The sequence below is a fragment of the Kytococcus sedentarius DSM 20547 genome (assembly GCF_000023925.1).
GTDB classification, from domain to species: Bacteria; Actinomycetota; Actinomycetes; order Actinomycetales; family Dermatophilaceae; genus Kytococcus; species Kytococcus sedentarius.
This window is the reverse complement of the sequence record NC_013169.1, coordinates 238,385-263,080: the sequence shown is the minus strand read 5'-3', so window position 1 is coordinate 263,080 and position 24,696 is coordinate 238,385. Positions and strand designations below refer to the sequence as shown.

Genomic DNA, 24,696 nt, shown 5'->3' with positions numbered 1-24,696 from the left:
TGGAACTCCCCCTCAGCGGGAACTCACCTACTTCTTGGCGACATGGTGGTGAAACTCCCCGCCGGCTGGACCGCCGCCGCCTGACGCGCGCCCGCGACCACGGCAGACTGGGGCCATGAGTACCCTCAAGGACTTCAACGCCACGACCATCGACGGCACCCAGCAGGACCTCGGCGAGTACGCCGGACAGGTCGTGCTGGTGGTCAACACTGCCAGCGAGTGCGGCCTGACGCCGCAGTACGAGGGCCTGGAGCAGTTGCACCAGCAGTACGCCGACCGGGGCCTGGTGGTGCTCGGCTTCCCGTGCAACCAGTTCGGCGCCCAGGAGCCCGGCAGCGACGAGGAGGTGGCTGCGTTCTGCCAGAAGAACTACGGGGTGACCTTTCCGATGTTCAGCAAGATCGACGTGAACGGCGAGGGGCAGCACCCGTTGTTCGCATGGCTGAAGGAGGCCTCGGGCGACACCTCCGACATCGCGTGGAACTTCGGCAAGTTCTTGGTGGGGCGCGACGGGCGGACGGTCACCCGCATCGGGCCGCGGACGGAGCCGGCCGAGCTGACCGAGGACATCGAGCGGGCGCTGGGCGCCTGAGGGCGCTCCCCGCCTCGGCGCCCTTCCCGGCCGCCACCAGCGCGGCGCCGACCACGAGCGCACCGGCCGCCTCGACCACGCAGGAACCGCCTGCGCCGGCCCCGAAGCTGACGACGGGCAGTGCCTCGGCACCCGCCGAGCCCGAGCCGACCACGGCGAAGCCGGCCAAGCCCTCACCCACTGCCAAGCCGTCGCCCAGCACGACCGCGCCCCAGCCGCCGGCGGCTCCGGGGTCCCTCACAGCGGAGCAGGAGAACGCGGCAGCGCAGGCGAGGAGTTATCTGGCTCATCGCAGTTGAGGGTGTAGTTGTGGTCTGAAGCCGCCTGCTTCGAGGAGCGATCGGGCGATGTAGTGGGTCAGGTTGCGGAAGCCGAGAGCGGAGCCACGTAGGTGTTCGAGACGGCCGTCGGCGAGCGGATTCGCTCGACCGCCTGGGGTCCCAAATTCGACGACGACATTGTCGCGAGCACACTGGACCGCTGCGGCATCGCCTACGAGCCGCTCGGGAACGAGGTCGCCGAGGTGACCGCGGCCCATCTCGCCGCCGGCGAGGTCGTCGGCTGGTTCCAGGGCCCAACCGAGGGCGGGCCGCGCGCGCTGGGCGGGCGCAGCATCCTCGCGGACCCTCGCTCGGTGGACCTGCGTGACCACGTGAACCGCGACGTCAAGAGGCGTGAGACTTGGCGGCCCTTCGCCCCGAGCATGCTGTCCTCGGAGGCTGAACGGTTCGTGGACCGGCCGTGGGATGCTGACTTCATGATCGTCGCCTACCTAGCCTCGGAGCAGGCTCGCACCGAGGTGCCGGGTGTCGTGCACGTCGACGGCACGATGCGCCCCCAGTTCGTTGACGACGACGCCGACACCCCGTACGCGCGGGTGCTCGGGGTGTTCAAGGAGCACACCGGCGCCGGGGGCCTACTCAATACGAGTTTCAACAACGAGGCTGAGCCGATCGTGTCCTCCCCGCTCGACGCCATCCGCACCTTTTTCTCCACCCCCTTGGACGTCCTCGCCATCGGAGGTTGCCTTGTCCGGAAGTGATCAAAGCCAGGACGTCGCCGAGCAGCTGCGGTCCAGATTCGGCGACCGAATCGTCGTCGGTGAGGGGTGCACGTTCGAGGAGGGCGTCACGATCGAGGTCCACGAGCGGGGCATGCTCGTGCTCGGCCGGGGCGTCGCTGTCCGGCGGGGGACCACCGTGGAGGTCGGCCCCGATGCTGTGTGCGTCATCGGCGACCACGTCACCATCGGCGAGAACGTCTTCATGTACGTCATGTGCGGCGTGCTGGTCGGCGAAGGCTGTGGCATCTCCAACATGGTCGATATCCACGACCACAACCACCGCGAACGACGGCCCGAGAACCTGCGGACCGGCGCACTCACCCCGTGGGACAGCGGGTTCGACGCCGCACCGGTCGTCATCGACCCCGGGGCCATCATCTCCAACAAGGTGTCGCTCGTCGCCGGCGTGCGCGTCGGGGCCAACACCATCGTCGGCGCCAACGCGGTGGTGTCCCGCTCGCTGCCCCCGAACTCGGTGGCGGTTGGGGTCCCGGCACGGGTAAAGAGCCGGTTCGAGGCCGACGTCGTACTGGGTCTCGACTCGGCGCAGGTGCGCGTCGGCTTCGTCGGGACGAGCATCATGGAGCATTACGAGGCCTACGCGCCGCGGATGTTCCAGCAGTGGAACCTGCCGGCAGTAGGCGAGAGCGTGACGGTGGAGTCGCGGCGCAACCGCGGGTACCCCGAACGGCTCGTCACCGGGCTGGCCGCCGCGTACCCAGACGTGCGATGGAGCACGGTCAACGCCAGCGTCGGTGGCGCGACGTCCCGGGACCTCGTCGCGGTGGCGCGCGATCTGGCCGGGCGTGACCCCCACCTGGACGTGACCTTCGTCGGCTGCGGCGTCAACGACGTTTGGCGGGGATTCCAGGGCCGCTTGCAGGACGCGGTGGGGCTGGAGGAATACCGCGAGAACCTTGAGGAGATCCTGGAGAGCCTCGAGAGCGTGTCGCACCGCTGCGTCGTCATCGGGGAGACGCCCTTCGGCCCCTCCTTGGACCCCAGCGGGGAGATGAACGCGCAGCTCGTGGAGTACGGCGAAGCAGCCCGCGCGATCGCGGCCCGGCACTCGGCCCCCTACATCGACCTCGCCGGGCCCTTCCGGCGGGCTCTCGCCGCGTCGGGCGGGCGGCTCGCTGAGGCAGACGACCTGTGGGGCGACGGCGTCCACCTCAGCGACCTCGGGGACGAGCTCGTGCTACAAGTTCTGCGCGACTGGGACCTCGCGCAGGGTGGGTTCTTCGAGGGTCTGCTCACGGCACCGACGCTCGACCAGCACGACGCGAGGGCGTGGTACCGGCACCGCACGCAGACGTGGACGCCGTGATGAGGACAGTCCACGGGCCCTACCCCCCCCCGCCGCCGTCGCGGTGTCCTCGGGGTTCAGCCCCATACCGCTGCCCGGGGACGGGGGTGCGCCGCTGCACGGCGGCCTGCCGGCCGCCGAGGCCCTACCGGTCGCCGCCCTCCAGGACTCCTTCGCGCAGGCCCTTGCTCGGGGATCCCTCCCGACCGACGAGCTGCAATACGGCACCCCCGCCGGACGGCCCGAGCTGCGCGAGGCGCTGGCGCTTCGGGAGCGGACGAGGACGGGCCGGGTCAGCGTCACGAACGGGGGGCTGCATGGGCTGCACCTGGTGACGCGTTCCCTGGTGGCCCCGGGGGACCTCGTGACCGCCGAGACCCCCACCTACCCCCTGGCCGCAGGGGTATTTCGGGCCGCCGGGGCGCGCACGGCCGTGGTGCCGACCTGCGCAGAGGGCATCGACCTGGACGCGCTCTCCCGGCAGTTGCGCGCCGGCGAGGTCCCCACGTGTGTGTACGTCGTCCCGTACTTCCACAACCCCACCGGGGTCTCGGCCACCGGCGAGGTCCTCACCGAGCTGCACCGACTCGCGGTCCGATACGGGTTCGTCGTCGTCGCCGACTGCGCCTACCGCGACCTCGCCCCGGACCCCACCCGTCCCGAGGCGGTGGCGGGATCGGACCACTGGGTTGAGCTCGGCTCGTTCTCCAAGACCCTCGGGCCGGGGCTGCGTATCGGCTGGGTCCACGGACCCGAGTGGCTCGTCGAGCGGGTCACGGCGGTGCGCGGGGTGGAGGACCAGCACGGCAGCGGTGTCACGCAGGCGGCGGTTGCGCATCTCCTGTCCACACCCGGCCGCTACGACGGCGCCGTGACCCGGGCGGCCGCGCTGTACGCCGAGCGGACCCGTTACGTCGCGCGGCTCGTGGCGGACTCCGACCTGGGCGCTGCCGTCGAGCTCGACCCGCCGGCAGGTGGACTATTCCTCTGGCTCACCTTCCGTGACCCCGCGGTCGACGTCCTGCTTCTCGCCGAGCTCGCCGCGCGGCGTGGTACGAGCTTCACCCCTGGCACCGACTTCGACCCCACGGGCACGGGGCACTACTCAAGTTCCCTACGGCTCGGGGTCGGTAACCAGCCGCGATCGGAGCTGGAGACCGGCGTACGTCGGCTCCTGCAAGCATTCGACGATCTGCGAGGTGTGACCCGATGACGACTGAGACTTTGACTGCCACGGACAACGTGCCCGCTCTGGAGATCGCACAACGGGGTCCGGCCCGGGTGCTGCTCGTCGGCTGCGGGCCGCACGCGCGACGCATCTACCTCCCCGCGCTGCGCGGCGCCGGCGCCGTGCTCGCGGGGGTGGTCGAGCTTGAGAGCACCCGCCAGCAGACCATCGCGAAGGTCGAGGAGTACTTCCCCACGCCGCAGTTTGTGTTCACGACGCCCTTCTCGGACGCGCGGATGCCCGAGGAGTTGCAGGCACGCCTCGACGCGCTGGTGGCGTCCGAGCGCATTGAGGCGGTCGTGATCTCGACCGAACCGCTTGCGCACGTGCCCTATGCGCGCTGGGCGGCGAGCCGCGGGCTGCATGTCCTCATGGATAAACCCATCTCGATGTACAAAGACATGAGCCACTCGCCTGAGGCCGTGCTCCGCTCGGTGGCGGACTTTGAGGTGCTGAATGACCAGGCTGGTCAGGGCCCAGCGCACCGCCGCCCTGGAGAGTTTCGCCCGCGGCTCCGCCGCGGTCGACGTGTCCTGACGCCACACCCGCAGGCAGGTCGCGCAGCGGTAGCGACGCACCCGGACCAGCAGAGTCGTCGGCCGCCACCCGAACGGCTCGTGCGCCAGGCGTCGGGTCACCGTCCCCCGTGGCACGCCTTCGGCGCCGCACCTGCGGCAGAACGCGTCGTCATCGCGGGCGACCACACGACACTCGAGCACCGCCCGGTCGGGTTCCAGGCGCTGCCCAGCCACGACGAGACCGAGCTCGTCCAGGCGCGCGAAGGTCGTCAGATCAGGAGCATCGAAGGTAGCGTCAGGCACGTCGAGGTCTTCCGGATGGGCAGTGTGAGAACTTCCATCCTGGGGGCCTCGGCCCGTCCCCGACCAGTTCAGCCAGCCCGCACTACACCCTCATCTGCGAAGAGCCAGTTATCTCGACGTCTCGGCCTTCTCGCGCTCCGCCCTCATCCAACAGCTGGTCCACGACGGCTTCACCCAGAAGCAGGCCGCCCACGGGGCCACCCAGGCTGGCCTGTAAGGGCCCGCTGCCCGGTACCTGCCCACGGGCATAGGCTCACCGCATGCGTGGTGAATACAAGGTGCCGGGCGGCAAGCTGGTCGCCGTCGAGATCGAGACCCAGGGCGGGGGCACGGGAGACCGCATCACCGAGGCGTTCGTCTCCGGCGACTTCTTCCTCGAACCGGACGAGGCGCTGGAGGACATCAACGGCGCCCTGCTGGGTCTCGGTGTCGACAGCTCGGTGGACGACATCGCCACCGCCATCCGCCAGCGACTCAGTGACGACGTCTCCCTCATCGGCTTCTCCCCGGAGGCCGTGGGCATCGCCGTGCGGCGGGCCCTGGGCAAGGCCTCCAGCTGGGAGGACCACCACTTCGACCTCATCGGCCCGGTGAGCATGGACCCGCGCATGCACGTGGCCCTCGACGAGGTGCTCGCACGCAAGGTCGCCCGCGGCGAGGCCGGCCAAGGCCGCCGGGGACGAGCGGAGCCTGAGCCAACTGCGGAGCGACCTGCACCTCGACCTGCTGCTGGTCGGTCAGCTGCCCTCCGGGAGGGCGCCGGGCCAGGTCGTGGTGCCTGGACAGGTCGTGGTGCCTGGCGGTGCCGATGCAGCCGGCGAGAGCGCCGAACCGGCGGCCCCCGCGACGCCCCAGGCACCGCCGGTGTGCACGAGCTGCGGCGCGGTCTCCAGCGACTACTTCCCCTACCCCACTGTGGGTGACCCTGTCCTTCCTCCCGCCCACTGCACCGTGGTCGTCGGGCTGGACGTGCTGGTCGAGGACGCCCGAGGCCCGACCGACCCGCCGTCGGGCGGCCCGCCGGGCAGCAGCGGGAGTCCGCCTGAGCAGACGGGAAGCCCGCCGGCGGAGATGGGACGCCCGCCGGCCAGCAACGGAAGCCCGCCGGATGAGCCGGGAAGTCCGCCGACCGGCCGCGGCAGCGCCTTGGGCTGGATGCCGGGGTTCGGCTACCTGGATCCCGACCACGTGCGGAAGATCGCCATCCGGGAGGGTTCGGTGTGGCAACGCCTCGTCGCAGACCCGCTGTCCGGGCACGCAGTGAGCGTGTCCCCCTTCACCTACCGCCCCACCGCCAGCCTCGCGCGGTTCGTCAGGGCGCGCGACGGGGTGGCCAGGGATCCCGGTTGCGGGAGCTTCGGTGCCACCGAGGCGGAGCGGTGCGAACTCGACCACATCGTCCCCTTCGATGTGGGCGGCACCACCACGGCCGACAACCTGCAGGCGCTCTCCCGCCGCGGTCATACCCGCAAGACCAAACGCCAGTGGGAGGTGACGGGTGATGCGGGCGGCAGCCTCCGGTGGACCAGTCTGGCCGGCAAGCGCTACACCAGCGATCCCCTGGACTACCGGGACTTCTGAACTGCACCCACCCGCCCGCGAGTACCGTCGGCCCCATGCACAAGATCTTCGCCATGCCCGTCGCCGAGGTGTACCCGCACTACGTCACCAAGGTCGAGAAGAAGGACCGCACGGTCGACGAGCTGCACCAGGTGATCGAGTGGCTCACCGGCTTCGACGAGGCCCAACTGGCCAAGCACCTGGAGGACCGGACGAGCTTCGAGGACTTCTTCGCGGCCGCCGAGCTGAACCCCAACGCCTCCCTGATCACCGGCAGCATCTGCGGGGTGAAGGTGCAGGAGGTGGAGGACCCGCTGATGCAGAAGATCCGCTATCTCGACAAGCTGGTCGACGAGCTGGCCAAGGGGCGCCCGATGGAGAAGATCCTGCGCGCCTGAGGTCCGCGAGCACCGACGGGCGTCCCCCACCACCTGTAGCCTCGATGGGGTGGACCCCCTCAGCTTCCCCCTCCCCGAGGCACGTGACCTGTTCGCAGCCCAGACGCGTCAGCTCCTCGATGCGGTGCACAGCCTGTACGAACTCGACCTGTTGACCCCCTCCCTGTGCGCCGGGTGGTCCCGACTGGAACTGGTGGAGCACCTCCGCATCGGCCTCGACGAGATGGCCGCCGCCGCCTGCACCACCACCGACACCGCCCCGGACCACGACGCAGCCAGCTACTGGGGCAGCTTCGCCCGCGCCGAGGACGAGGACCCCGTCCCCGGCATCATGTGGCTGCGCCGCACCGCCTCGGCGAGCGCCCGCCCCGCCGGTGCCGTGGAGCGCCTGACCGAGGCGGCCGAGCGCGCTCTCGCAGCCGTCACCAGCCAGCGAAACCACCCGGTCCCCTTCCAAAGCAAGGTGTTGGCGGCCGGGGACTTCGTCGGCAGCTGGGTGGTCGAGCTCGCCATCCACCAGTGGGACCTGGACCTGGGCACCCACCCCGCCCCGGTCGGCGCAGTCTGGGCCCGCCGCACACTGGAGGCCCTGGCGGGGTGCCCGCTCCCCGCATCGATGCCGGATGACCTCGCCGTCCTCGCGGGGATGGGGCGTCGCCCCTGGCCCGATGGCATCGAGCGTCCCGCGGCCTTTCCCGTGGCGGTGTGAGCTCACACCCGCGGGACAACACGACGCCCCTGCCCCGTCCCCCGCACCCCGGTCTGCATCCGGCCCCTCGGCGAACCGCACCCTGACGCGCGCAGCCACCGGCCTCACCGTCCTGGTGATGGCGCACTCGCCCGTCACCACCTCGGCCGTCCCGGTTCCCGCCGAGGCCCCCACCAGCGCAGCCCATGTGACGAAGGCGCCCGCCACGCTCGGCGCCACCACCGTCGGGACCGCCACGCTCAGCACCGCGCCCCTGGAGGCCACCCCCATCACGTCGGGCATCAACCCGGACATGGCCACCGTGGCCGGCGCGCGGTACAGCGCCCCGCTGCGCACCGCCATCCGACGCCTGCCCGTGGCCAGGGAGAACAACTCCGGGTACAGCCGCGACCGCCAGTTCGGCACCTGGATCGACGCCCACCGCGACTGCCAGAACACGCGCGCGGAGGTGCTGCTCAGCGAGACCCGCCGCACGGCCACCTATACGTCGACCAAGCGCCGCTGCACGGTCAAGTCCGACCGCTGGGTGACCAGCCTCGACAACCGGGTCCACAGCTCGGCCACCACCGTGCAGATCGACCACCTGGTGCCGGTGGCGGAGGCCTGGGGGTCGGGCGCGCGCCACTGGACCAAGGCCAAGCGTGTGCGCTTCTACAACGACCTCGGCGACGCCCGCACGCTGAGCGCCCAGAGCTGCGCGGTGAACCAGTCCAAGGGTGCCCGCGGACCCGAGGCGTGGATACCGCGCGTCAACAAGTGCCGCTACATCAACGAGTGGGTGGCCGTGAAGATCCGCTGGAACCTGAAGGTGGACGCCACCGAGAAGGCGGCCCTGACCCGGTATGCAGCGAAGTGCCCCAACGTGACCCTGCGGGTGACGAAGGCCTGACCGCTCAGCGGGCAGGCGTGACGTCCGTGTGGATGAAGTCGTCACCCGTGAACAACAAGGGGACCCCATCCTGGACGGCGGCGGCGTAGCTGAGGCAGTCCCCGAAGTTCAGGCGCGCCGGGTGCCCACTCCCCCGGCCGAAGTCCCGGTGCGCCGCCCGGGCGACACGGGCCTGCTCGGCCGTGGTGTCCACCACCTCGATACCGAGGGCCTCCAACAGGGCGTCGTACTGGCGAGAGAGGACCGGGTTTCCCCGCCCGTCCACCACCATGCCCACCTCGAGGTAGGAGGCCGCGGTCATCGCGGCCTCCGGGGCCTGCTGGATGGCCTCGAGGAGGGCCTGGCGCTCCGGCTCTGCCAACAGGATGGCCACGAGGGCCGAGGAGTCGACGATCACGCGGGGAGCCCCCGTTCGTCGTAGAGGCGATCGAGCTCGACGCGCATCGCGGCAGCATCCCCCGGGGCAAGGCTGGCGTCGATGCGGGCGAGCACCTCGTCCACGCGCCGCCCCACGGGCTCGGCATGGTCGGCCAGGTATCGCTCCAACGCCTGCTCGATGACGGACACCTGGGACTGTCCCGAGCGCTGCGCCGCCTCGCGGGCCAGGTCGCACACCCTGTCGTTCTTGATCGTGAGTGCCATGCAAGCATGGCACCTCCTCCCGGTACCCCGGTACCACCGGGACGTGCACCAGACTGGCCCCATGCCCGCCGACCCCGCCGCACCCCCGCCCACCCGCACCATCCAGCTGGGCACCAGCGGACAGCAGGCCCGCATCGAGGCGGACGAGTTGGGCGGCCACGAGCTGTTCATCGGCGGGCACGTGCAGTCCCACGTCGACCTGGCCGACCCCACGCACGTCCGGTACGAGTACCTGCGCCGCATCGCCACTGTCATCGATGAGGTGACGCCCGCGGGCGCCCCGCTGGCGGTCCTGCACCTGGGCGCCGGGGCCCTGACCCTGGTGCGCTACGTGCAGGCGACGCGACCCGCATCGGCCCAGGTGGTGGTGGACATCGACCGTGAGCTGGTCGACTTCGTGACCACCACGCTGCCGCTTCCGGCGGGGACGGACCTGGAGGTCGTGGTGGGCGACGCCCGGGAGGCCGTGGCCGAGCTGGCTGGCGAGCGCTTCGACGTGGTGGTGCTGGACGTGCCGAGCAACACCCCCGAGACCGACCACCTGGCCGGCCCGGACTTCCACCTCGAACTGCTGGACCTGCTCACCGAACAGGGTGTGCTGCTGGTCAACGTGGGGGACGACGACGGGCTGGAGTTCTTTGCCGGACAGGTCCGTTCGCTGAAGGAGGCCGCTACCACCGAGGGGCACGACGGCTGCTGGGTGCTGGCCGATGCGGGCATGCTCGACCACCTGGCGCTCGGCAACGCGGTACTTGCCGTGGGGTCGGGCCTGCGGACAGCGCAGGCCGCGTTGGCCGCCGCGGGGCCGCACCCGGGCGCAGTGCTCGACCCGGCCGGCGCGGCGGCACTGGCCGACCGCATCGAACAGTGCTGAGGCCCGCCCCCGGGCTGGCGTGGACCGACGGGACTCAGAACCCCTGCGCCATGTCCTTGAACCGGCTGAAGTGACCCTGGAAGGCCACCGTGATGGTGTCCGTCGGGCCATTTCGATGCTTGGCGACGATGAAGTCCGCCTCGCCCGCTCGAGGTGATTCCTTTTCGTATGCCTCTTCGCGATGCAAAAGGATGACCATGTCCGCATCCTGCTCGATTGATCCACTTTCTCTCAGATCGCTCATCTGCGGTTTCTTGTCCGTGCGCTGCTCCGGCCCACGGTTCAGCTGCGAGATGGCGATCACCGGCACCTCGAGCTCCTTGGCCAGCAGCTTCAGCGCACGGGAGAACTCCGAGACCTCCTGCTGTCGGCTCTCCACCTTCTTGCCCGAGGTCATCAGCTGCAGGTAGTCGATCACCACCAGCCGCAGGTTGTGCTGCTGCTTGAGCCGCCGCGCCTTGGCCCGGATCTCCATCAGCGACAGGTTCGGGCTGTCGTCGATGAACAGCGGCGCCACACTCAACCGCCCCTGGGTCTCGGCGATCTTCGCCCAGTCGTGCTCGTCCACCTCACCCTTGCGCAGCTTCTGCAACTGGATGGACGCCTCGGCCGAGAGCATGCGCATGACGATCTCGGTCTTGCTCATCTCGAGGGAGAAGATCGCCGAGGTGAGCCCGTGCTGGATGCTCGCCGACCGGCAGATGTCCAACCCCATGGTGCTCTTTCCCATGGCCGGTCGCGCCGCGAGCACGATCATCTGCCCACCGTGCAGGCCGTTGGTCAGCGCATCGAGGTCCGCGAACCCGGTGGGCACACCGATCATCTCGCCGGCACTGCCCGAGGCGTGCTCGATCTCGTCGACCGTCGCGTCGAAGATCTCGCCGATGACCTGGTAGTCCTCGGCGCCCCGCTTGTCGGAGACCGCATACACCTCGGCCTGGGCGGCGTTGACGACGTCCTCGACCTCGCCCCCACCCTGGCCGTAGCCCATCTGCACGATGCGGGTGCCCGCCTCCACGAGGCGGCGCAGGATGGCCCGCTCGGCCACGATCTCGGCGTAGTACCCGGCGTTCGCGGCGGTGGGCACGGCCTGCATCAGCTGGTGCAGGTAGGCCTGCCCGCCGGCCCGCTGCAGGTTGCCGCGCTTGGTCAGCTCGTCGGCCACCGTGATGGCGTCCGCCGGCTCCCCGCGGCCGAACAGGTCCAGGATCGCGTCGTGGATGAGCTCGTGGGCCGGCCGGTAGTAGTCCACCCCCCGCACGAGCTCGAGCACGTCGGCGATCGCGTCCTTGCTCAGCAGCATGCCGCCCAGGACGGAGCGCTCGGCATCGACGTCCTGCGGGGGCATGCGGTCCATGCCCGGGCCGTCGTCCGGCGGCGGTTCGTACTCGTGGTCGCTCACTGGCCATCTCCCTCGTTCGCACCCTCGACAGACCCCCGTCCTGCGGGCGCGCACACAAGGTAAGCCCCACCATCGACAGGGACAAGACGGCCTGTGGACGAACTTGTGGGTACGCCTGTGGATGACCGGTGTGCGTCTCCCCACAGGCTGTGGACGAGCCTGTGGGGAAGCGCGTGGACCACCGGCGCCTTGGGGCTGAGAACCCTTCTGCGACCTGCGCAGACGCCCACGGAACGCTGTGCACGAAAACTCGTGGCCCTCGAGGGCCGTCCCGCTGTTGAAGCTGTCGGTGCCCTGCACCAGACTGGGCGCCTGGCCCCGAGACGCGGGGCCGTCGAGAAGGAGGAACCATGACGGACGCCCCGAAGAACGACGAATTCGACCCGACTCTGGCCGCTGGCGACGGTGGCGCAGACGGTGCTGCCGGCGACGGTGCCGCTGGCGACGGTGGCGCAGACGGTGCTGCCGGCGACGGTGCCGCTGGTGACGGCGGTGCAGACGGTGCTGCCGGCGACGGTGCCGCTGGTGATGGCGGTGCAGACGGTGCCGCTGGCGACGGCGGCGCGGCCGGCGACGGTGCTGCCGGCGACGGCGGCGCAGACGGTGGCGCCGGCCCCGGCGGTGACGGTGGCGCAGACGGCGGCGCCGGTGACGCGGGCGCGGACGGCGGTGCCGACGGTGGCGCCCACGGCCCGGCCGACGGCGGCGCGGTCTGAGTGACCACCCCACCCGCCGGGTCCGCCCCGGCCTCCCAGGACCGCTCGACACTCGGCCGCCTGCTCGCTGCAGCCCCGGCCGACTTCGCCGAGCGGTCCTGGGGCACCACCCCCCGGCACGTCCCGGCCACCGACCGCGCCGGGGACACCTTCACCGACCTCTTCTCCCTCGATGCGGTGGACGATCTCCTCACCCACCGCGGCCTGCGCACGCCCTTCATCCGCATGGCCCAGGACGGCACCACCCTGCCCGAGAACCGCTTCACCCGCGGTGGCGGCACGGGCGCCGGTGCCAGCGACCAGGTGGACGAGGACCGCGTGCGCTCCCTCTTCGCCGGCGGCGCCACCATCGTCCTGCAGGGCCTGCACCGCACCTGGCCGCCCATCGCCGAGTTCGCCCGCGAGCTCGGTGACGAGTTGGGCCACCCGGTTCAGGTGAATGCCTACATCACCCCGCCGCAGAACCAGGGCTTCTCCGCCCACTACGACGTGCACGACGTGTTCGTCCTGCAGGTCCACGGCACCAAGCACTGGACCCTCCACGAGCCCGTGGTCGCCCACCCGCTGCGCGACCAGCCGTGGGACACCGTCCGCGAGGCGGTGGCCCACCGCGCGGCGCAGGACGCTCCCCTCATCGATGCGGTGCTGGCACCGGGCGACGTGCTCTACCTGCCGCGCGGCACGATCCACGCCGCGGCCGCCCAGGGCGAGATCAGCGCGCACCTGACCATCGGCGTGCACACCTGGACGCCCGACCACGTGACCGGCGCCGTGCTCGATGCGGTGCGCTCCCGCCTGCGCGACCAGCCCACCGTGCGGGCGAACCTGCCGCTGGGGGCCCGCCCCGACGACGCCGCCGTCGTCGGCCCCACGCTGGAGCAGCTGCGCGGCGCCCTGCATGAGGCGATCGACTCCCTCGATGCGGAGGAGCTCGCCCGGTACTTCCGCCCGCAGGTGCGCGTCACCCGGCGCCCGGACCCCGCGCCCCCACTGGCCCAGCTGGCAGCTGCCGAGGGTCTCGGCACGGCCAGCACCGTCGCCCTGCGCGGTGGGCTGGAGCTCGGTGACGACCCCGCCCGTCCCGACCGTCTGCACACCCGACTGGGCTGGTTCGACCTGGACGAGGACGCCCGCGCGGTGGTGACCGCGCTGCAGGACGGCCCGCGCCGCCTCGACGCGCTCCCCGCCCCGCTGACTGTGGTGCAGGACCTCGTGCGCCGGGGCCTGGTGGAGGTGCAGCCGTGAGCCCCTCCCCCGCCTTCCGCTGCTCCGACGGCGCACGCGAGCGCGGCGACACGATGGTGGGCACCGCCCCGCCGGCCCGACGCTGGTTCCTGGTGGAGCAGAACGGTGACTGGGGCCGTAGCGCCTGGGAGGGCCTCGACTGCTACGACCGCGCCAAGGAGGAGCTCCGATCCCGCCTGGAATCCGCCGGCGCACGCCTGATGCTGATCCGCCGCCCGGGGGCACGCCCCGAGCCCGGCCACCCCACGCGCCGGTTCTGCCTGGTGGATACCGACCGCCCGCGCCCCCTGCTCTGGGGGACCGCGCACAGCGACGGTGACCTGGTGCGGGCCGTGGAGTCGTTCAACACCTGGCCCGATGCGGAGGCGACCGTGCCGCAGGCCGGCGAACCCGGCATCGTCATGGTCTGCACGCACGGGCTGAAGGACGTGTGCTGCGCGGTCCGCGGCCGGCCGGTGGCCGCTGCGCTAGCCGAGGAGTGGCCCGAGGCGGTGTGGGAGTGCACCCACACCGGTGGCGACCGGTTCGCCGCCAACGTGGTGCTGTTGCCCGACGGGGCGATCTACGGCGGTAGCGACCCCGCATCGGCCACCGCCGACCTGCGCGCCCACCTCGCCGGCGCCGTGGACCCCACCCGCCTGCGGGGCCGCTGCGGGCTGACCCCGCCCGCCCAGGCGGCCGTCGCCGCATCGATGCGGGAACTCGGCCCGATGGGGTGGGGCGAGGTGGTCATGACCGGCCAGTCCGGCAGCGAGGGGGCCTGGCAGGTGGATCTGGTGGTGCGTGGTGAGCCCGTGCAGGTCACCGGCCACACCGTGACCACCGAACCGCACCAGCTGACCTGTCGCGCTGCCGGTCCTGCCCCGATGCGCCTGCCGGTGGTCAAGGACGTTCGCGCCGGCTGAGGACACCCACGGCGCCGGTCAGGCCCGAGCCACCCGTCCCGACCCGTCACCCACGAGAGCCAGGAGGACACGATGCCGAAGACCGGCAAGGACGACCACGCGAAGGACAGCGAGATCCCCGACACCTTGGAGCGCTCTGACCAGAAGGCCCAGGACACCTTCGCCAAGGCCTACGACTCCGCGGTGGAGCAGTACGACGACGAGTCCCGCGCCGCCCGGACGGCCTGGGCCGCGGTGAAGCAGACCCACGAGAAGGTCGGCGACCACTGGGAGCCCAAGCCCGAGAACGGCCCCTCGGACGAGGCCTCCGAGGAGGGCGGCCCGGACCCGCAGGGCGACACCGCCGGCGGTGTGGACGCCAACGCCTCCAAGGAGCACCTCTACGAGCTGGCCCAGGAGCTGGACGTCGAGGGCCGGTCCAACATGACCAAGGACGAGCTGGTCGAGGCACTGCAGAAGGCCAGCGAGCGCGAGACCCGCAAGGCCCGCGAGGACTGAGTCCCCCGGCGACCGGGAGCCTGCCGAGCACCCGGGCGTGCGTCAGCCGAGCGTTCCGGGCCGGGCGGACAGCCGGGCGCTGCGCACCGGACGGGACGCGGGGCGTCCGAGGCGGAAGACCGCGTACGGGGCGGCCCCGAGCGCCCCACCCAGAGCCTCCTGCGTCTCCGGGCAGTCCAGCAGCTGGCTGAGCGGGTGCGCACTCCACCTACTGCGGTCGGCGACCAACCACAGCCGCAGCAGCCTCCGCCCGAGCTCGGCCAGCTCTTCGTCGGACAGGTCGGCCGGGTCAGTGAGCGCCACCACCGTCCCGACCGGGCGCACCGTCGCCTGGCGCGCGAGCACCCGCATCGCCCCGGTGCGGCGCAACCACGGCGCGATGCGGGGGTGCATCGCCCAGCGCAGCCCGGCCGCCTCCGGGCGACTGAGCTCCAGCGCCCGGTCGCTCAGCCCGTCCTGCACGTACCGGGGGTCGGCGCGGTCCAGCCGCAGCCACTGGGCCAGCTCGTCCGCGGCCGGACCCTCCATGCTCCAGCGGTCGGCGACCGGCAGGAGCTCGTCGACGAGGGCGCCGGGTAGCACCACCGCGTCCACCCCCGCGGTTCCGGCCAGCGCCTGTACCTCGTCGGCCGAGGGGTGCTGCACGTGCTGGCCACGGGCGGTGCGCCGCTCCCGCAGGGCCATCAGGAGCTCCCCGGACAGAAGGTCCGCGGACTGGTCGGCACCAGTCAGCACCACGGCGCCGGCCCGGCACGCAGCCCGGTCGACGGCCCAGTCCACGTGCGCGGCGAACCCGAGGTCGGCCGCCACCACCGCGAGCGCCTCGGCCACGCACCCGAGCGACAGCATCAGGTCCCGTCCGGTGGGGTCCCCCAGCGGCAGGGTGCGCGCGGCGTCCCACCCGATGACCAGACGGGCGTCGCCGGTGACGGTCACCGTCCAGGGCTGGGTGTTGTGGGCGCTCGGGGCGCGCTGCCAGTCGGCGCGGCGCGCCATCAACCGCGCTGCGGGAGGCTTCACGCCAGCTCCTTGCGGTAGAAGCACACGTCGTGGAGCGGCCGCCCACCCATGGCCCGAAAGGGCGCCGCGGAGGCCTCGTTTCCCTGCCCCACCTGCGTCACCCGGAGGGTCTCGTAGCCACCGGCCTGCAGGTTGGTGAGCAGCTCGCGGTGCAGCCACCGCATCAGTCCCCTCCCGCGCGCCTTGGGGACCGTGCCCTTGATGATGAGGATCGCCTCGCGCCGGTAGTGCGACCGCGCCACCAGCAGGCGCAGCTGCTGGTACCAGGGCAGGCGGCCACCGGTGTGCTGCACGAAGTGCGAGATGTCGGGCACCACCAGCACGAACGCGACCGGCCTGCCCGCATCGGTCAGGTACATCAGCAGCGACTCGTCCAGCAGGTGCGCCAGGCCGTCGGTCGCGGCCTCGAGCTCCGCGGCGGAGATCGGCGTGTAGTAGGGCAGTTCGGCGAAGCTCGCGTTCAGCATCTGCCGTAGCACGGGGAGCTGGTCGGCTAGGTCGCGCCGGCTGCCGTGGTGCAGCTCCACCCCGGCCGGCAGGGGCACAGCAGCGCCCAGGTCGGCGGTGGCGTCCCGGCGCTGGAGGCCCTCGCAGATCCACGTGGCACCGGGCCACAGCGGGGTGAACCCACAGGCCTCCCAGGCGGCGGGGTACCAGTCGGGATTCCACGGGGAGTCGACGAAGCCGCGCTCGTCGTGGCCGGACGTGATCACACCCCCGGTCTGGTTGGGCAGCAACGAGACCGGCCCCAGCAGCACCGAGCGGCTCTCCTGCTCGGCCCGTTCGGTCGCGGCCCCCACGAGCGCCCGCAGGGCCTGTTCGGTGGCGAACTCCGTCGCCCCCAGCAGCGTGGCCGCAGCCCCCAGGCGGGCGTCCATGCGGTCGTCGGTGTGGACGGTGGTGCGGCCCACCACCGTTCCGGCGGCGTCACGCGCCAGCAGCAGCTCCACCTCGCCGTGGTCGGCCTGCGGGCCCTCTCCCCGGTGCCACGAGCGCACCGTGCTCTCCAGCAACGGCACCGCGAGCTCCCGCGGGTGCAGGTCCACCGGGAAGTCGCAGAAGGCACGCAGGGCGCTCCGCGAGCGCACCGGATCGACGCGCACCTCAGCGCTCACCGGCACCTCCCGGCTCGATGGCGGTGCGCGGCTGACGCCGCACGGCCTCGTCGTCGCGCGGCTGGCGCCGCACGGTGGGCCCTTCGGTCTCGGATGCCACCGGGGTGAAGTGCTCGATGTGGTCCATCAGCCCGTCCTCCGCGCGCCACACACCGTTGGAGTACCCGTGCGGGTCGACCGTGTAGAGGCGGATCCATCCACCCGTGGCGTTGCGCGTGCCGTCGGTGGCCCACTGCATCATCTCCCGGTGGGTGCCGGTGCGGGCGAAGCGCATCATGTCGTCGCGGGTGGCGAACCAGCCGATGGTGCCCAATGTCCACGGCGCCTCCCAGAAGACCTGGTGGCCGCAGTAGCCCGGCATGCGCTTCATGTCCCGCACCATCGCGAGCCACTTCGGGGTCAGGCGCGCCCAGGCCAACGGCCCGTTGTAGCGGGTGGCGCCGATGAACATGGCGGAGGCTTGCGCCTTGGTGGGCGCGGCGCTGAAGTCGGTGGTCCTCATCGGATCTCCTCGGTGGGCTCGGCGGAATCTGTGGGCTCGGAGGGGTCAGCGGGCTCGGTCGGCTCAGGCGCAGCGGTGCGCAGGTAGCGCCGCTTGATGCGGCCGCCGGTGTCGGCGAAGAGGCCGGTCCCCGCATCGTGCACCTCTACGGCGATCTCCCCGGCGCGCTCGCTCTCCTCCAGCGACTCGGCGAAGTCGCGGCTGACGCGCGCCAGGTAGGCCACCACGCCGGTGCGAGCCGACTCGGCGAGGGCCTCCCGCTCCGATGGGGGCAGCTCGGCCCCCTCGCGCAGCTCCAGGTGCAGGACGGGGCGCTGCGCCACCGCGTCGCCGGGCACGGGCTCCAGACCGACGGTGAAGGCTGCGATGGCGGCGGCCCGCTCGGAGTCCTCGTACAGGCCGTTCTCCACGTCCTGCGGGTAGATGTTGGCACCCATGAAGGAGACCGTGGAGTCCGCCCGACCGTAGAGCAGCAGGAGGGGCAGCTTCATCGGCGCCCGCTGGAAGGCCTCGCCGGCCGGCTCGGACCAGCGCGGGTGGCGGCGCAGGATGCGGCGCAGGTCGTGCCAGTCCAGCAGCTTGGCCTCGTCGCCGATGTCGTAGCGCAGCTTCGGGCTGAGCACCGCCGTGGAGGTCAGCGTGCACACCAGGTGGCCGCGGTCGTCCACCTCGAGAAAGGTCTCCAACGGGTTGTACTGGAAGATCATCGGGGTGCGGTCTTCGCCGGGGCCCAGCACGGCCTCGCGGAGCTCGGGATCGTCCACCAGGGCACGGCGCAGCCAAACGGTCAGGTCGGTCTCCCCGCCGATGCCGATGGTCAGGTCCGAGGCGCCGTAGCCCGAGCGGACGGTGGCGAAGCGCTCCTCGCAGTAGTCGCGCAGCCCCTCGGTCATCCCCTCGCCGCCGACCAGGCCGTGCAGGGTATGGGCGTCCCAGTCGAAGCCGTCGGCGTCCAGCCGGTCGCGCAGGTCCTTGAGGAAGGGCGGGTAGGCCGCCACCAGGTAGGTGTAGCCCGGGCCGAAGTGCTCGATGGTGTCGACGATCTTGTCCAGGTCCGGCCCGGTGTTCTTCACCATGCCGATCTTCGCCATCGCGATGCCGGTGTTCGTGCCGGTGGCCCACGCCCCCATCGAGTAGGCGTTGAGGACGAACAGGCGCTCGCCGCGGTGCATCATCGCGGTGAACCCGGCCAGGTTGCGGTGGATGTCGGCCAGCTCGTTGCGGCCCCGCACCCAGTTGAACGGGCGCCCGGAGGAGCCAGAGGATTCGTCCACCAGGGTGCCGAGCATGGCCAGCTCACCGTCGCGGCAGCGGGAGGCCTCGTCGAAGCGCACGACGTAGGAGTCCTTGTCCGTCACCGGGTAGTTCTCCAGGTCCCACCAGCGAAACTCCCAGTCGTGCTCGGCCAGGTACTGCTGGTAGGCCGGCACCCGCAGGTAGCCCATCTGGCAGGACATCCAGGCGTGGAAGCGGGCAAAGTCCCCCATCCACGGCTGGTAGTTGGTGGCCGTGAGGCGCCACGCCGCCGGGTGCACCTTGTAGAGGCTGTAGGTGCGGGTCAGGGCGGCAGCGCCGGCTCGCAGGGTCCCGCGACGGACGGCGGTGGCGGGCGCGGAGAACCACGCCTTGCTGGCAACCTCGCGCACTGACATGACTACTCCTGTCCCGGGGCCGCCGGTCGGCCCGCCCCGGTGATCATGGTCGGCCCGGTGGCCGGGGACAACAGGCCCCCAGGATGACGTGTCCCCTGCCCCGGCGCCCCGAGGTCCTGCCAGGGGGTGGGATCATGGGGGAATGCCTCCGCCCGCCGACGCCGCCGCACCCTCCTCTGGCGGCCCGGCTTCCTCGGGTGGACCGGCCCGCACGACGAGGCCGACGGGCCGGGCCCAGTCCCGGGAGATCCTGGCACTGGCAGTGCCCGCGTTCTTCGCCCTCATCGCCGAGCCGCTGTTCCTGTTGCTCGACACCGCGATGATCGGGCGGGTCTCCACCGAAGCGCTCGCCGGCCTGGGCGTGGCCAGCGCGGCCCTGATGACGGCCGTGGGGCTGTTCGTCTTCCTCGCCTACGGCACGACGGCCGTGGTCTCGCGCCGCCTGGGGGCGGGCAACACGCGCGGGGCGCTGGCCGCCGGCATCGATGGGGTGTGGCTGGCCCTCCTGCTCGGCGGCGCCACCGCCGTGGTCACCGCGGTGTGGGCCCCCGGCATCATCGGCCTGTTCGGGGCGTCCGGGGCTGCCACCAGCGAGGGGGTCACCTACCTACGCATCTCGGCCCTCGGCATCCCGCCGATGCTGGTAACCCTCGCGGTGACCGGCGTGCTGCGGGGTCTGCAGGACACGCGCTCGCCGTTGGTGGCCGCGGTGCTGGGCTTCAGCGCCAACGCGGCGCTGAACGCGTGGTTCATCTTCGGCCTGGGGTGGGGCATCGCCGGGGCCGCGTGGGGCACGGTCATCGCACAGTCGGGGATGGCGGTGGGCCTGCTGGCCCTGGTCTGGCGCCACGTCCGCATCCACTCGGCGCCCACCTCGTTCACGCCCCGGGAGTGCTGACCGCGGCGCTGGGTGGGGTGCCGCTGCTCATCCGCACGCTGAGCCTGCGCGGGGTGATCCTGCTGACCACCTGGCTGGCGGCCGGGTTCGGGGACGTCTCGCTCGCGGCGCACCAGGTGGCGATGACCTTGTGGGGCTTCCTGGCCTTCGCGCTAGACGCCCTCGCCATCGCTGCGCAGGCGCTGACCGGCAAGGCACTGGGCGCCGGGGACACGGCCGGCACCCGTGCGGCCACCCGCACCATGACCCGCTGGGGCGTGTGGGGCGGTGTGGTCCTCGGGCTGCTGATGGTGCTGGGCAAGGACGTCCTGCCGCCGCTATTCACCGACGACCCCGACGTCCAGCGGACCCTGTCCACCGCCCTGGTGCTGGTGGGGCTGGCCACCCCGGTGGCGGGGATCGCGTACGTGCTCGACGGGGTGCTGATCGGCGCCGGTGACGCCCGGTGGTTGGCGTGGGCGCAGACGGCGGTGCTGGTGGCCTACCTGCCGATCGTGTGGGCGGTCCACGAGCTGCCGCCGGCGGGCATCGACCCGGCCACCGCGATGTGGTGGCTCTGGGGGGCGTTCGCCGCGTTCATGGTGATGCGGTCGATCACACTGCTGTGGCGAGCCCGGGGGACGGCGTGGATGGTGACCGGGGAGTAGGTCCCGGCACGGGGCGCCCGCACCGGGACCCCGGGGCGCGGTGCGGGCACACCGCATCGCGCCCCGGGGGTGGGGCCCCGGCTCACCGCATCAGGCCGCCCACTCCACGTGGACGTGCTCGGCGTCGGTGAAGTGCACCGCGCGCACCCGTGGGTCGCAGTCCGGGATGCCGCCCGGCGTGCGGACGACGATCCCGGCCGTGCGCCACACGTCCATCAGCGCGTTCCAGGTCCATCCCGGGAAGTGGCGGTCCACGTAGTCCGCGGTGAGGCCCCGTCGCACCGGGATGATGTGGCCGTAGTGCAACAGGCGGGAGATCTCCTCGCCGGTGCGGCTCTCGGCGTACCCGTGGCCGGACGTGCCGGAGCCGCCGGGCTGGCCGGACGTGCCGGAGCCGCCGGGCTGGCCCGAGCCGGGCGCATCAGGGGTGTGGGGTGTGTTCGAGGTGCTCATGTCAGCTCCCTGGGGAACGGGGGCACACCAGTGCCCGTCTTGACCCCACCGGTTGGCGGGGCCCAGGTCTTCTCCGGAGGGCACCGTGTCGAGCGACGCGGTTGCCGGCCACCACTGTCCGAAGGCGTGGGTGACTCTCTTGACCTGCCCACAGTCTACGGACAGCCACCGACAACCTCCCGGTGAGCGTCGAACCCGGGGCGACCCCTCATCGGACCTGCCGGGATCGCCGAGCCCGGGGCAGCCCCTCATCGGACCTGCCGGGATCGCCGAGCCCGGGGCAGCCCCTCATCCGAGCTCCCGGTAGTCGAACGGGTGGGTGGTGTACCTCCGGCCCGTGAGCGAGGTCCACTCCACCACCCCGTCGGGAGTCATCGAGGCGTCCCACTGCCCCTTGGTCTTGCGGGTGTGGCCCCGCGTGGAGAGGCACTGCAGGTTCTCTGCGACGGTCTGCCCGCCCTCGTCGAACGGGACCACGTGGTCGATCTCGCAGGAGGCAGCACCGACCCCGGACCCCGGGTCCCGAGCCATCCCGTCACGGGCCCGCACGAACCGGGCCACCGATGCGGTCGGGCGATAGGTGTGCGGCGAGACCGCCATCGCATGACCCGACACCGGGTCGGCCACCAAGCGCTGCCACACCGACCCCTCCCGCACCGCGACCGCACGCACGTGCTCAGGGTCCAGGTACCCGAACCCCGGCACCCACCCCAGCGGAGCACCCCGCATCCCCGGCGGAGAGGCACCCGCCGTCGGCGGACTCCCACGGTTCACACCCGCGGGGTCGTCCAGCAGAACATCCAGGCCCACGACCACCGTGACCCGGGCCGGCGGCAACACGGGTTCACCCACGGGCGGCAGCGGGAACCAGTCACTCGAGACCACCCCACACGCTGCACACACCGGGGGCGCCTGGCCGTCGGCGCACTCGCCATCCGAGCACTGACCACGGGAGCCCCCGCCGTCCGCGCCACCGCTACGGGATCCCGCGCCATCCGGGCCCTGGGCAGACGCCACCGCGGCGCCACCGAAACAGCTTCCCGGCAACTGGCCAACGAGCAACAGGTCCAGGTGGAGGTCCGAACGCAGCTGGCTGAGGGTCCGGGGGTCCCCCGCGGCCTTCGCCCGCCGCGCGGCGGAGTTGAGTCCCGCATAGTGGTGTAGCGCGGTGGCCCCGTCGTGATCGTCGCGGACGTGGGCGCGGCCACCGTGTGATCCTTCGAGTGAACCTCTCACAGCACTCTCGAACGGAGTCATCACGATGACCGCTCCTCACATTGTCGACCCTTCCGGCCTGCTTGGTGAAGCCTTGGCCGAGGCGTCCCCGGATCTGATGCGCAGCCTGCTGCAGGACGTGATCAATGCCTTGCTCTCCGCGGACGCGGACGCTGTTGCCGGCGCGGAGTACGGCCGGCCCAGCGCTGGCCGTTCTGCGCAGCGCAACGGCTACCGCCACCGCGACCTCGACACCCGCGTCGGCACGATCGACGTCGCCGTCCCCAAGCTCCGCTCCGGCACCTACTTCCCCGAGTGGCTGCTCGAGCGCCGCAAGCGCGCCGAGTCCGCCCTGGTCACGGTCGTCGCCGACTGCTACCTCGCCGGTGTCTCCACCCGCCGGATGGATAAGCTCGTGAAGACCCTCGGCATCAACAGCCTGTCGAAGTCGCAGGTCAGCAGGATGGCGGAGTCGCTGGACGAGCACGTCGAACAGTTCCGCCACCGCCCCCTGGACGAGGCCGGCCCCTTCACGTTCGTCTCCGCAGATGCCCTGACGATGAAGGTCCGCGAGGGCGGCCGGGTCATCAACGCCGTCGTCCTGCTGGCCATCGGCGTGAACGGTGACGGGCACCGCGAGGTGCTCGGCATGCGGGTCGCGACCAGCGAGACGGGAGCAGCGTGGAACAGCTTCTTCGCCGACCTCGTCGCCCGCGGCCTCGCCGGGGTCCGCCTGGTCACCAGTGACGCGCATGCGGGCCTGGTCGAAGCGATCGCTGCGCACCTGCCCGGCGCGGCCTGGCAGCGGTGCCGCACCCCACTACGCAGCGAACCTCATGGCCGTGACGCCCAAGAGCATGTGGCCGGCGGTCAAGGCGATGCTGCACAGCGTCTATGACCAGCCCGATGCAGCAGCGGTGAACGCGCAGTTCGACCGGCTGCTGGACTACGTCAGTGAGAAGCTCCCGGCCGTGGCCGAGCACCTCGACGCCGCCCGCGCGGACCTCCTCGCGTTCACCGCGTTCCCCAAGGACGTGTGGGTGCAGATCTGGTCGAACAATCCCACCGAGCGTTTGAACAAGGAGATCCGCCGCCGCACCGACTCCGTGGGCATCTTCCCCACCCGCGAGGCGATCGTCCGTCTCGTCGGCGCGGTCCTGGCCGAGCAGACCGACGAGTGGGCCGAAGGACGACGGTATCTCGGCCTCGACGTCCTCGCCCGGTGCCGCCTCAACCTCGTCCCCGACACCAACACCAACACCGAGGAGGTCACCACCAGTTCCCTGCCCGCCCTGACCGCCTGACCAATCAACGAAGGATCGCTACACCACTTCCCGGGACTTGACCCGCGGCGGCATCCAGCCGAGCCGACGCAGCCGACACCCTCGTGGCCTCACCGACCACCGTCAGGCTCCCGGTCCCGTCGTCCCGCGAGGTCGTCCACGAGCCCCGCTGATTGATCGCCTCCGCCCGACGTGCCGCCGCCGTGCGATCGGCCGCATCCGCGGCGCGCACCCTGCGACCGAGAGCCGCCCGGAACGACGGCCCCGACCGCGGCGCACCGTCGGCGCCCCGGGTCAGTACCGCCTCCCCGATCGCGACCGCGTCGTCCGACGACAGGTGGGCGGTCGAGCTGTGCCACTCCAGGACCCGCGACAGCGAGGCCCGGCCGTCGAGGATCGCCGACCGGCCACACTCCGCGACCTCGGCAGCGCGGGTCACCAGACCCACCACCCCGTAGGCCAGCGCCTGGGACTCGCCCGTGGCCGCCACGAACTCATCGACGACGACCGCGGCAGCGTCACCGGGGCGGTAGACCCCGGGCTCGCCCTCGTCCCGCCGACGCTCCAGGTACGACGTCACCTCGCGGTGCAGGGCCGCCATCCCGTCCAGGAGATCCACCTCTGCCCGACGCGACGCGTCCAGTGCCGCGACCACCCGGTCCAGGGCCCTCGATGCGGCAGCGGTGGCCCTGTCAGCCACGGCGCTCCCGGTGTCCATGGCGCTCGGGTTGTCGAGGAGGCCCCCGTCGACCGCGAAGGCACCCGACCCGCCGCTCCCGGTCCTCGCCCGGGCCGCGCCGTCAGCGCCGCTGGGGGCCGCCCTGCCGCCTGCATAGTCCTGCAGCACGCCATCCACCCCCTCGAGCGCCTCGACCCTGTCTTGCGTACATCATCTTGTCCGCCCCTTCCTCGAACTGATGTATTTATGATGCACCAGACCACCGACAACCTCGTCCGCTCATCCACAGGTTCGGACAACACGTTGGCGCACAAGAATTTCGCGCGACTCGAGGGGCGAGGGACGGGGGGCGCGTGCGACGCAGGGGGCGCGTACGACGCAGGG

27 protein-coding genes, 3 pseudogenes and 1 riboswitch are annotated in these 24,696 nt (G+C 71.8%); of the genes and pseudogenes, 19 read left to right on the top strand and 11 right to left on the bottom strand.

Annotated features, from left to right (window positions below; genetic code table 11):
- Window positions 1–115 precede the first annotated feature (115 nt).
- The 5 genes and pseudogenes from KSED_RS01280 to KSED_RS15720 all read left to right on the top strand — a co-directional run.
- A complete protein-coding gene (locus KSED_RS01280) occupies window positions 116–592 on the top strand; it encodes a glutathione peroxidase (RefSeq protein WP_012801764.1) in 477 nt (158 codons plus the stop codon).
- A 391-nt stretch (window positions 593–983) separates the two neighbouring features.
- Window positions 984–1,634, top strand: a complete 651-nt coding sequence (locus KSED_RS01270) for a carbamoyltransferase C-terminal domain-containing protein (RefSeq protein WP_049758276.1) — start codon at window positions 984–986, stop codon at window positions 1,632–1,634.
- Window positions 1,621–2,982 carry a GDSL-type esterase/lipase family protein gene (locus tag KSED_RS01265; protein ID WP_012801763.1) on the top strand — a complete coding sequence of 454 codons (1,362 nt, stop codon included), beginning with the start codon at window positions 1,621–1,623 and terminating at the stop codon, window positions 2,980–2,982. The genes KSED_RS01270 and KSED_RS01265 overlap by 14 nt, the downstream gene beginning before the upstream one ends.
- A gap of 43 nt (window positions 2,983–3,025) precedes the next feature.
- Window positions 3,026–4,174 carry an aminotransferase-like domain-containing protein gene (locus KSED_RS13290; RefSeq protein ID WP_012801762.1) on the top strand — a complete coding sequence of 383 codons (1,149 nt, stop codon included), beginning with the start codon at window positions 3,026–3,028 and terminating at the stop codon, window positions 4,172–4,174.
- A pseudogene (locus KSED_RS15720) lies at window positions 4,171–4,521 on the top strand (hypothetical protein); the annotation flags it as partial. The gene KSED_RS13290 and the pseudogene KSED_RS15720, both read left to right, overlap by 4 nt.
- Window positions 4,522–4,614: 93 nt before the next feature.
- Here the strand turns inward: KSED_RS15720 and KSED_RS13985 are convergent.
- Window positions 4,615–5,010, bottom strand: a pseudogene (locus KSED_RS13985) (transposase family protein); the annotation flags it as partial.
- A 94-nt stretch (window positions 5,011–5,104) separates the two neighbouring features.
- Here KSED_RS13985 and KSED_RS15515 point away from each other — a divergent pair.
- From KSED_RS15515 to KSED_RS01235, 6 genes are all read left to right on the top strand, one after another.
- Window positions 5,105–5,227, top strand: a complete 123-nt coding sequence (locus KSED_RS15515; protein ID WP_115306804.1) for an Ltp family lipoprotein — start codon at window positions 5,105–5,107, stop codon at window positions 5,225–5,227.
- Between the two features lie 43 nt (window positions 5,228–5,270).
- On the top strand, window positions 5,271–5,933 hold the full coding sequence (gene lplB / locus KSED_RS13285; protein WP_012801761.1) for a lipoate-protein ligase small subunit: 663 nt from the start codon (window positions 5,271–5,273) through the stop codon (window positions 5,931–5,933).
- A gap of 28 nt (window positions 5,934–5,961) precedes the next feature.
- Entirely contained in the window at window positions 5,962–6,591 is a 630-nt protein-coding gene (locus tag KSED_RS13980) for an HNH endonuclease (RefSeq protein WP_237699549.1), read from the top strand.
- Window positions 6,592–6,626: 35 nt separating this feature from the next.
- Entirely contained in the window at window positions 6,627–6,968 is a 342-nt protein-coding gene (locus KSED_RS01245) for a DUF2200 domain-containing protein (RefSeq protein ID WP_012801759.1), read from the top strand.
- A 49-nt stretch (window positions 6,969–7,017) separates the two neighbouring features.
- Window positions 7,018–7,677, top strand: coding sequence for a maleylpyruvate isomerase family mycothiol-dependent enzyme (locus KSED_RS01240; protein ID WP_012801758.1), 660 nt, complete (start codon window positions 7,018–7,020; stop codon window positions 7,675–7,677).
- Window positions 7,678–7,795: 118 nt separating this feature from the next.
- A complete protein-coding gene (locus KSED_RS01235) occupies window positions 7,796–8,566 on the top strand; it encodes an HNH endonuclease family protein (protein ID WP_012801757.1) in 771 nt (256 codons plus the stop codon).
- 4 nt (window positions 8,567–8,570) lie between these two features.
- Here the strand turns inward: KSED_RS01235 and KSED_RS01230 are convergent, their stop codons facing one another.
- On the bottom strand, window positions 8,571–8,963 hold the full coding sequence (locus KSED_RS01230; RefSeq protein ID WP_012801756.1) for a type II toxin-antitoxin system VapC family toxin: 393 nt from the start codon (window positions 8,961–8,963) through the stop codon (window positions 8,571–8,573).
- Window positions 8,960–9,208: a type II toxin-antitoxin system VapB family antitoxin gene (locus tag KSED_RS14810; protein ID WP_041290823.1), complete on the bottom strand. Its 249-nt coding sequence runs from the start codon at window positions 9,206–9,208 to the stop codon at window positions 8,960–8,962. Before KSED_RS14810 ends, KSED_RS01230 begins: the two co-directional genes overlap by 4 nt.
- 61 nt (window positions 9,209–9,269) lie before the next feature.
- Here KSED_RS14810 and KSED_RS01220 point away from each other — a divergent pair, with 61 nt between their 5' ends.
- The gene (locus KSED_RS01220; RefSeq protein WP_012801754.1) at window positions 9,270–10,082 is read left to right on the top strand and encodes a spermidine synthase; all 813 of its coding nucleotides are present in this window, start codon (window positions 9,270–9,272) and stop codon (window positions 10,080–10,082) included.
- A 34-nt stretch (window positions 10,083–10,116) separates the two neighbouring features.
- On the opposite strand, the gene dnaB is transcribed toward KSED_RS01220, so the two are convergent.
- Window positions 10,117–11,439, bottom strand: a complete 1,323-nt coding sequence (gene dnaB / locus KSED_RS01215) for a replicative DNA helicase (protein WP_049758591.1) — start codon at window positions 11,437–11,439, stop codon at window positions 10,117–10,119.
- Between the two features lie 450 nt (window positions 11,440–11,889).
- Here dnaB and KSED_RS01210 point away from each other — a divergent pair, with 450 nt between their 5' ends.
- From KSED_RS01210 to KSED_RS01195, 4 genes are all read left to right on the top strand, one after another.
- Complete coding sequence (locus KSED_RS01210) at window positions 11,890–12,204, top strand: hypothetical protein (protein WP_169307763.1); 315 nt, start codon at window positions 11,890–11,892, stop codon at window positions 12,202–12,204.
- Window positions 12,201–13,445 (top strand): cupin domain-containing protein, encoded by a 1,245-nt coding sequence (locus KSED_RS01205; RefSeq protein ID WP_012801751.1) that lies wholly within the window; start codon window positions 12,201–12,203, stop codon window positions 13,443–13,445. Before KSED_RS01210 ends, KSED_RS01205 begins: the two co-directional genes overlap by 4 nt.
- Entirely contained in the window at window positions 13,442–14,350 is a 909-nt protein-coding gene (locus KSED_RS01200) for a ferredoxin family protein (RefSeq protein WP_012801750.1), read from the top strand. The genes KSED_RS01205 and KSED_RS01200 overlap by 4 nt, the downstream gene beginning before the upstream one ends.
- 72 nt (window positions 14,351–14,422) lie before the next feature.
- A complete protein-coding gene (locus KSED_RS01195) occupies window positions 14,423–14,848 on the top strand; it encodes a ChaB family protein (protein ID WP_012801749.1) in 426 nt (141 codons plus the stop codon).
- A 42-nt stretch (window positions 14,849–14,890) separates the two neighbouring features.
- Here the strand turns inward: KSED_RS01195 and KSED_RS01190 are convergent, their stop codons facing one another.
- The 4 genes from KSED_RS01190 to KSED_RS01175 are packed head-to-tail and all read right to left on the bottom strand — an operon-like array spanning window position 14,891 to window position 19,137.
- Window positions 14,891–15,868 carry a hypothetical protein gene (locus tag KSED_RS01190; protein WP_012801748.1) on the bottom strand — a complete coding sequence of 326 codons (978 nt, stop codon included), beginning with the start codon at window positions 15,866–15,868 and terminating at the stop codon, window positions 14,891–14,893.
- Window positions 15,865–16,983 carry a GNAT family N-acetyltransferase gene (locus KSED_RS01185; RefSeq protein WP_012801747.1) on the bottom strand — a complete coding sequence of 373 codons (1,119 nt, stop codon included), beginning with the start codon at window positions 16,981–16,983 and terminating at the stop codon, window positions 15,865–15,867. The genes KSED_RS01190 and KSED_RS01185 overlap by 4 nt, the downstream gene beginning before the upstream one ends.
- Window positions 16,973–17,485 carry a hypothetical protein gene (locus tag KSED_RS01180; protein WP_012801746.1) on the bottom strand — a complete coding sequence of 171 codons (513 nt, stop codon included), beginning with the start codon at window positions 17,483–17,485 and terminating at the stop codon, window positions 16,973–16,975. The genes KSED_RS01185 and KSED_RS01180 overlap by 11 nt, the downstream gene beginning before the upstream one ends.
- On the bottom strand, window positions 17,482–19,137 hold the full coding sequence (locus KSED_RS01175; RefSeq protein WP_012801745.1) for a phenylacetate--CoA ligase family protein: 1,656 nt from the start codon (window positions 19,135–19,137) through the stop codon (window positions 17,482–17,484). Before KSED_RS01175 ends, KSED_RS01180 begins: the two co-directional genes overlap by 4 nt.
- Before the next feature lie 142 nt (window positions 19,138–19,279).
- Between KSED_RS01175 and KSED_RS15590 the strand changes: the two genes are divergently transcribed.
- Both KSED_RS15590 and KSED_RS15585 read left to right on the top strand, forming a co-directional pair.
- Complete coding sequence (locus tag KSED_RS15590) at window positions 19,280–20,035, top strand: MATE family efflux transporter (protein ID WP_308699671.1); 756 nt, start codon at window positions 19,280–19,282, stop codon at window positions 20,033–20,035.
- Window positions 20,029–20,682, top strand: a complete 654-nt coding sequence (locus tag KSED_RS15585) for an MATE family efflux transporter (RefSeq protein ID WP_308699670.1) — start codon at window positions 20,029–20,031, stop codon at window positions 20,680–20,682. Before KSED_RS15590 ends, KSED_RS15585 begins: the two co-directional genes overlap by 7 nt.
- 90 nt (window positions 20,683–20,772) lie before the next feature.
- Here KSED_RS15585 and KSED_RS01165 read toward each other — a convergent pair whose 3' ends face one another.
- Window positions 20,773–21,135: a hypothetical protein gene (locus tag KSED_RS01165; protein ID WP_012801744.1), complete on the bottom strand. Its 363-nt coding sequence runs from the start codon at window positions 21,133–21,135 to the stop codon at window positions 20,773–20,775.
- A gap of 30 nt (window positions 21,136–21,165) precedes the next feature.
- Window positions 21,166–21,280: riboswitch (SAM riboswitch) on the bottom strand.
- A gap of 143 nt (window positions 21,281–21,423) precedes the next feature.
- The gene (locus tag KSED_RS13280; RefSeq protein ID WP_237699548.1) at window positions 21,424–21,987 is read right to left on the bottom strand and encodes an HNH endonuclease signature motif containing protein; all 564 of its coding nucleotides are present in this window, start codon (window positions 21,985–21,987) and stop codon (window positions 21,424–21,426) included.
- A gap of 409 nt (window positions 21,988–22,396) precedes the next feature.
- Between KSED_RS13280 and KSED_RS01155 the strand changes: the two are divergent.
- Window positions 22,397–23,654, top strand: a pseudogene (locus KSED_RS01155) (IS256 family transposase).
- Between the two features lie 4 nt (window positions 23,655–23,658).
- Here the strand turns inward: KSED_RS01155 and KSED_RS01150 are convergent.
- Window positions 23,659–24,480 carry a hypothetical protein gene (locus KSED_RS01150; RefSeq protein WP_012801742.1) on the bottom strand — a complete coding sequence of 274 codons (822 nt, stop codon included), beginning with the start codon at window positions 24,478–24,480 and terminating at the stop codon, window positions 23,659–23,661.
- Between the last annotated feature and the right edge of the window lie 216 nt (window positions 24,481–24,696).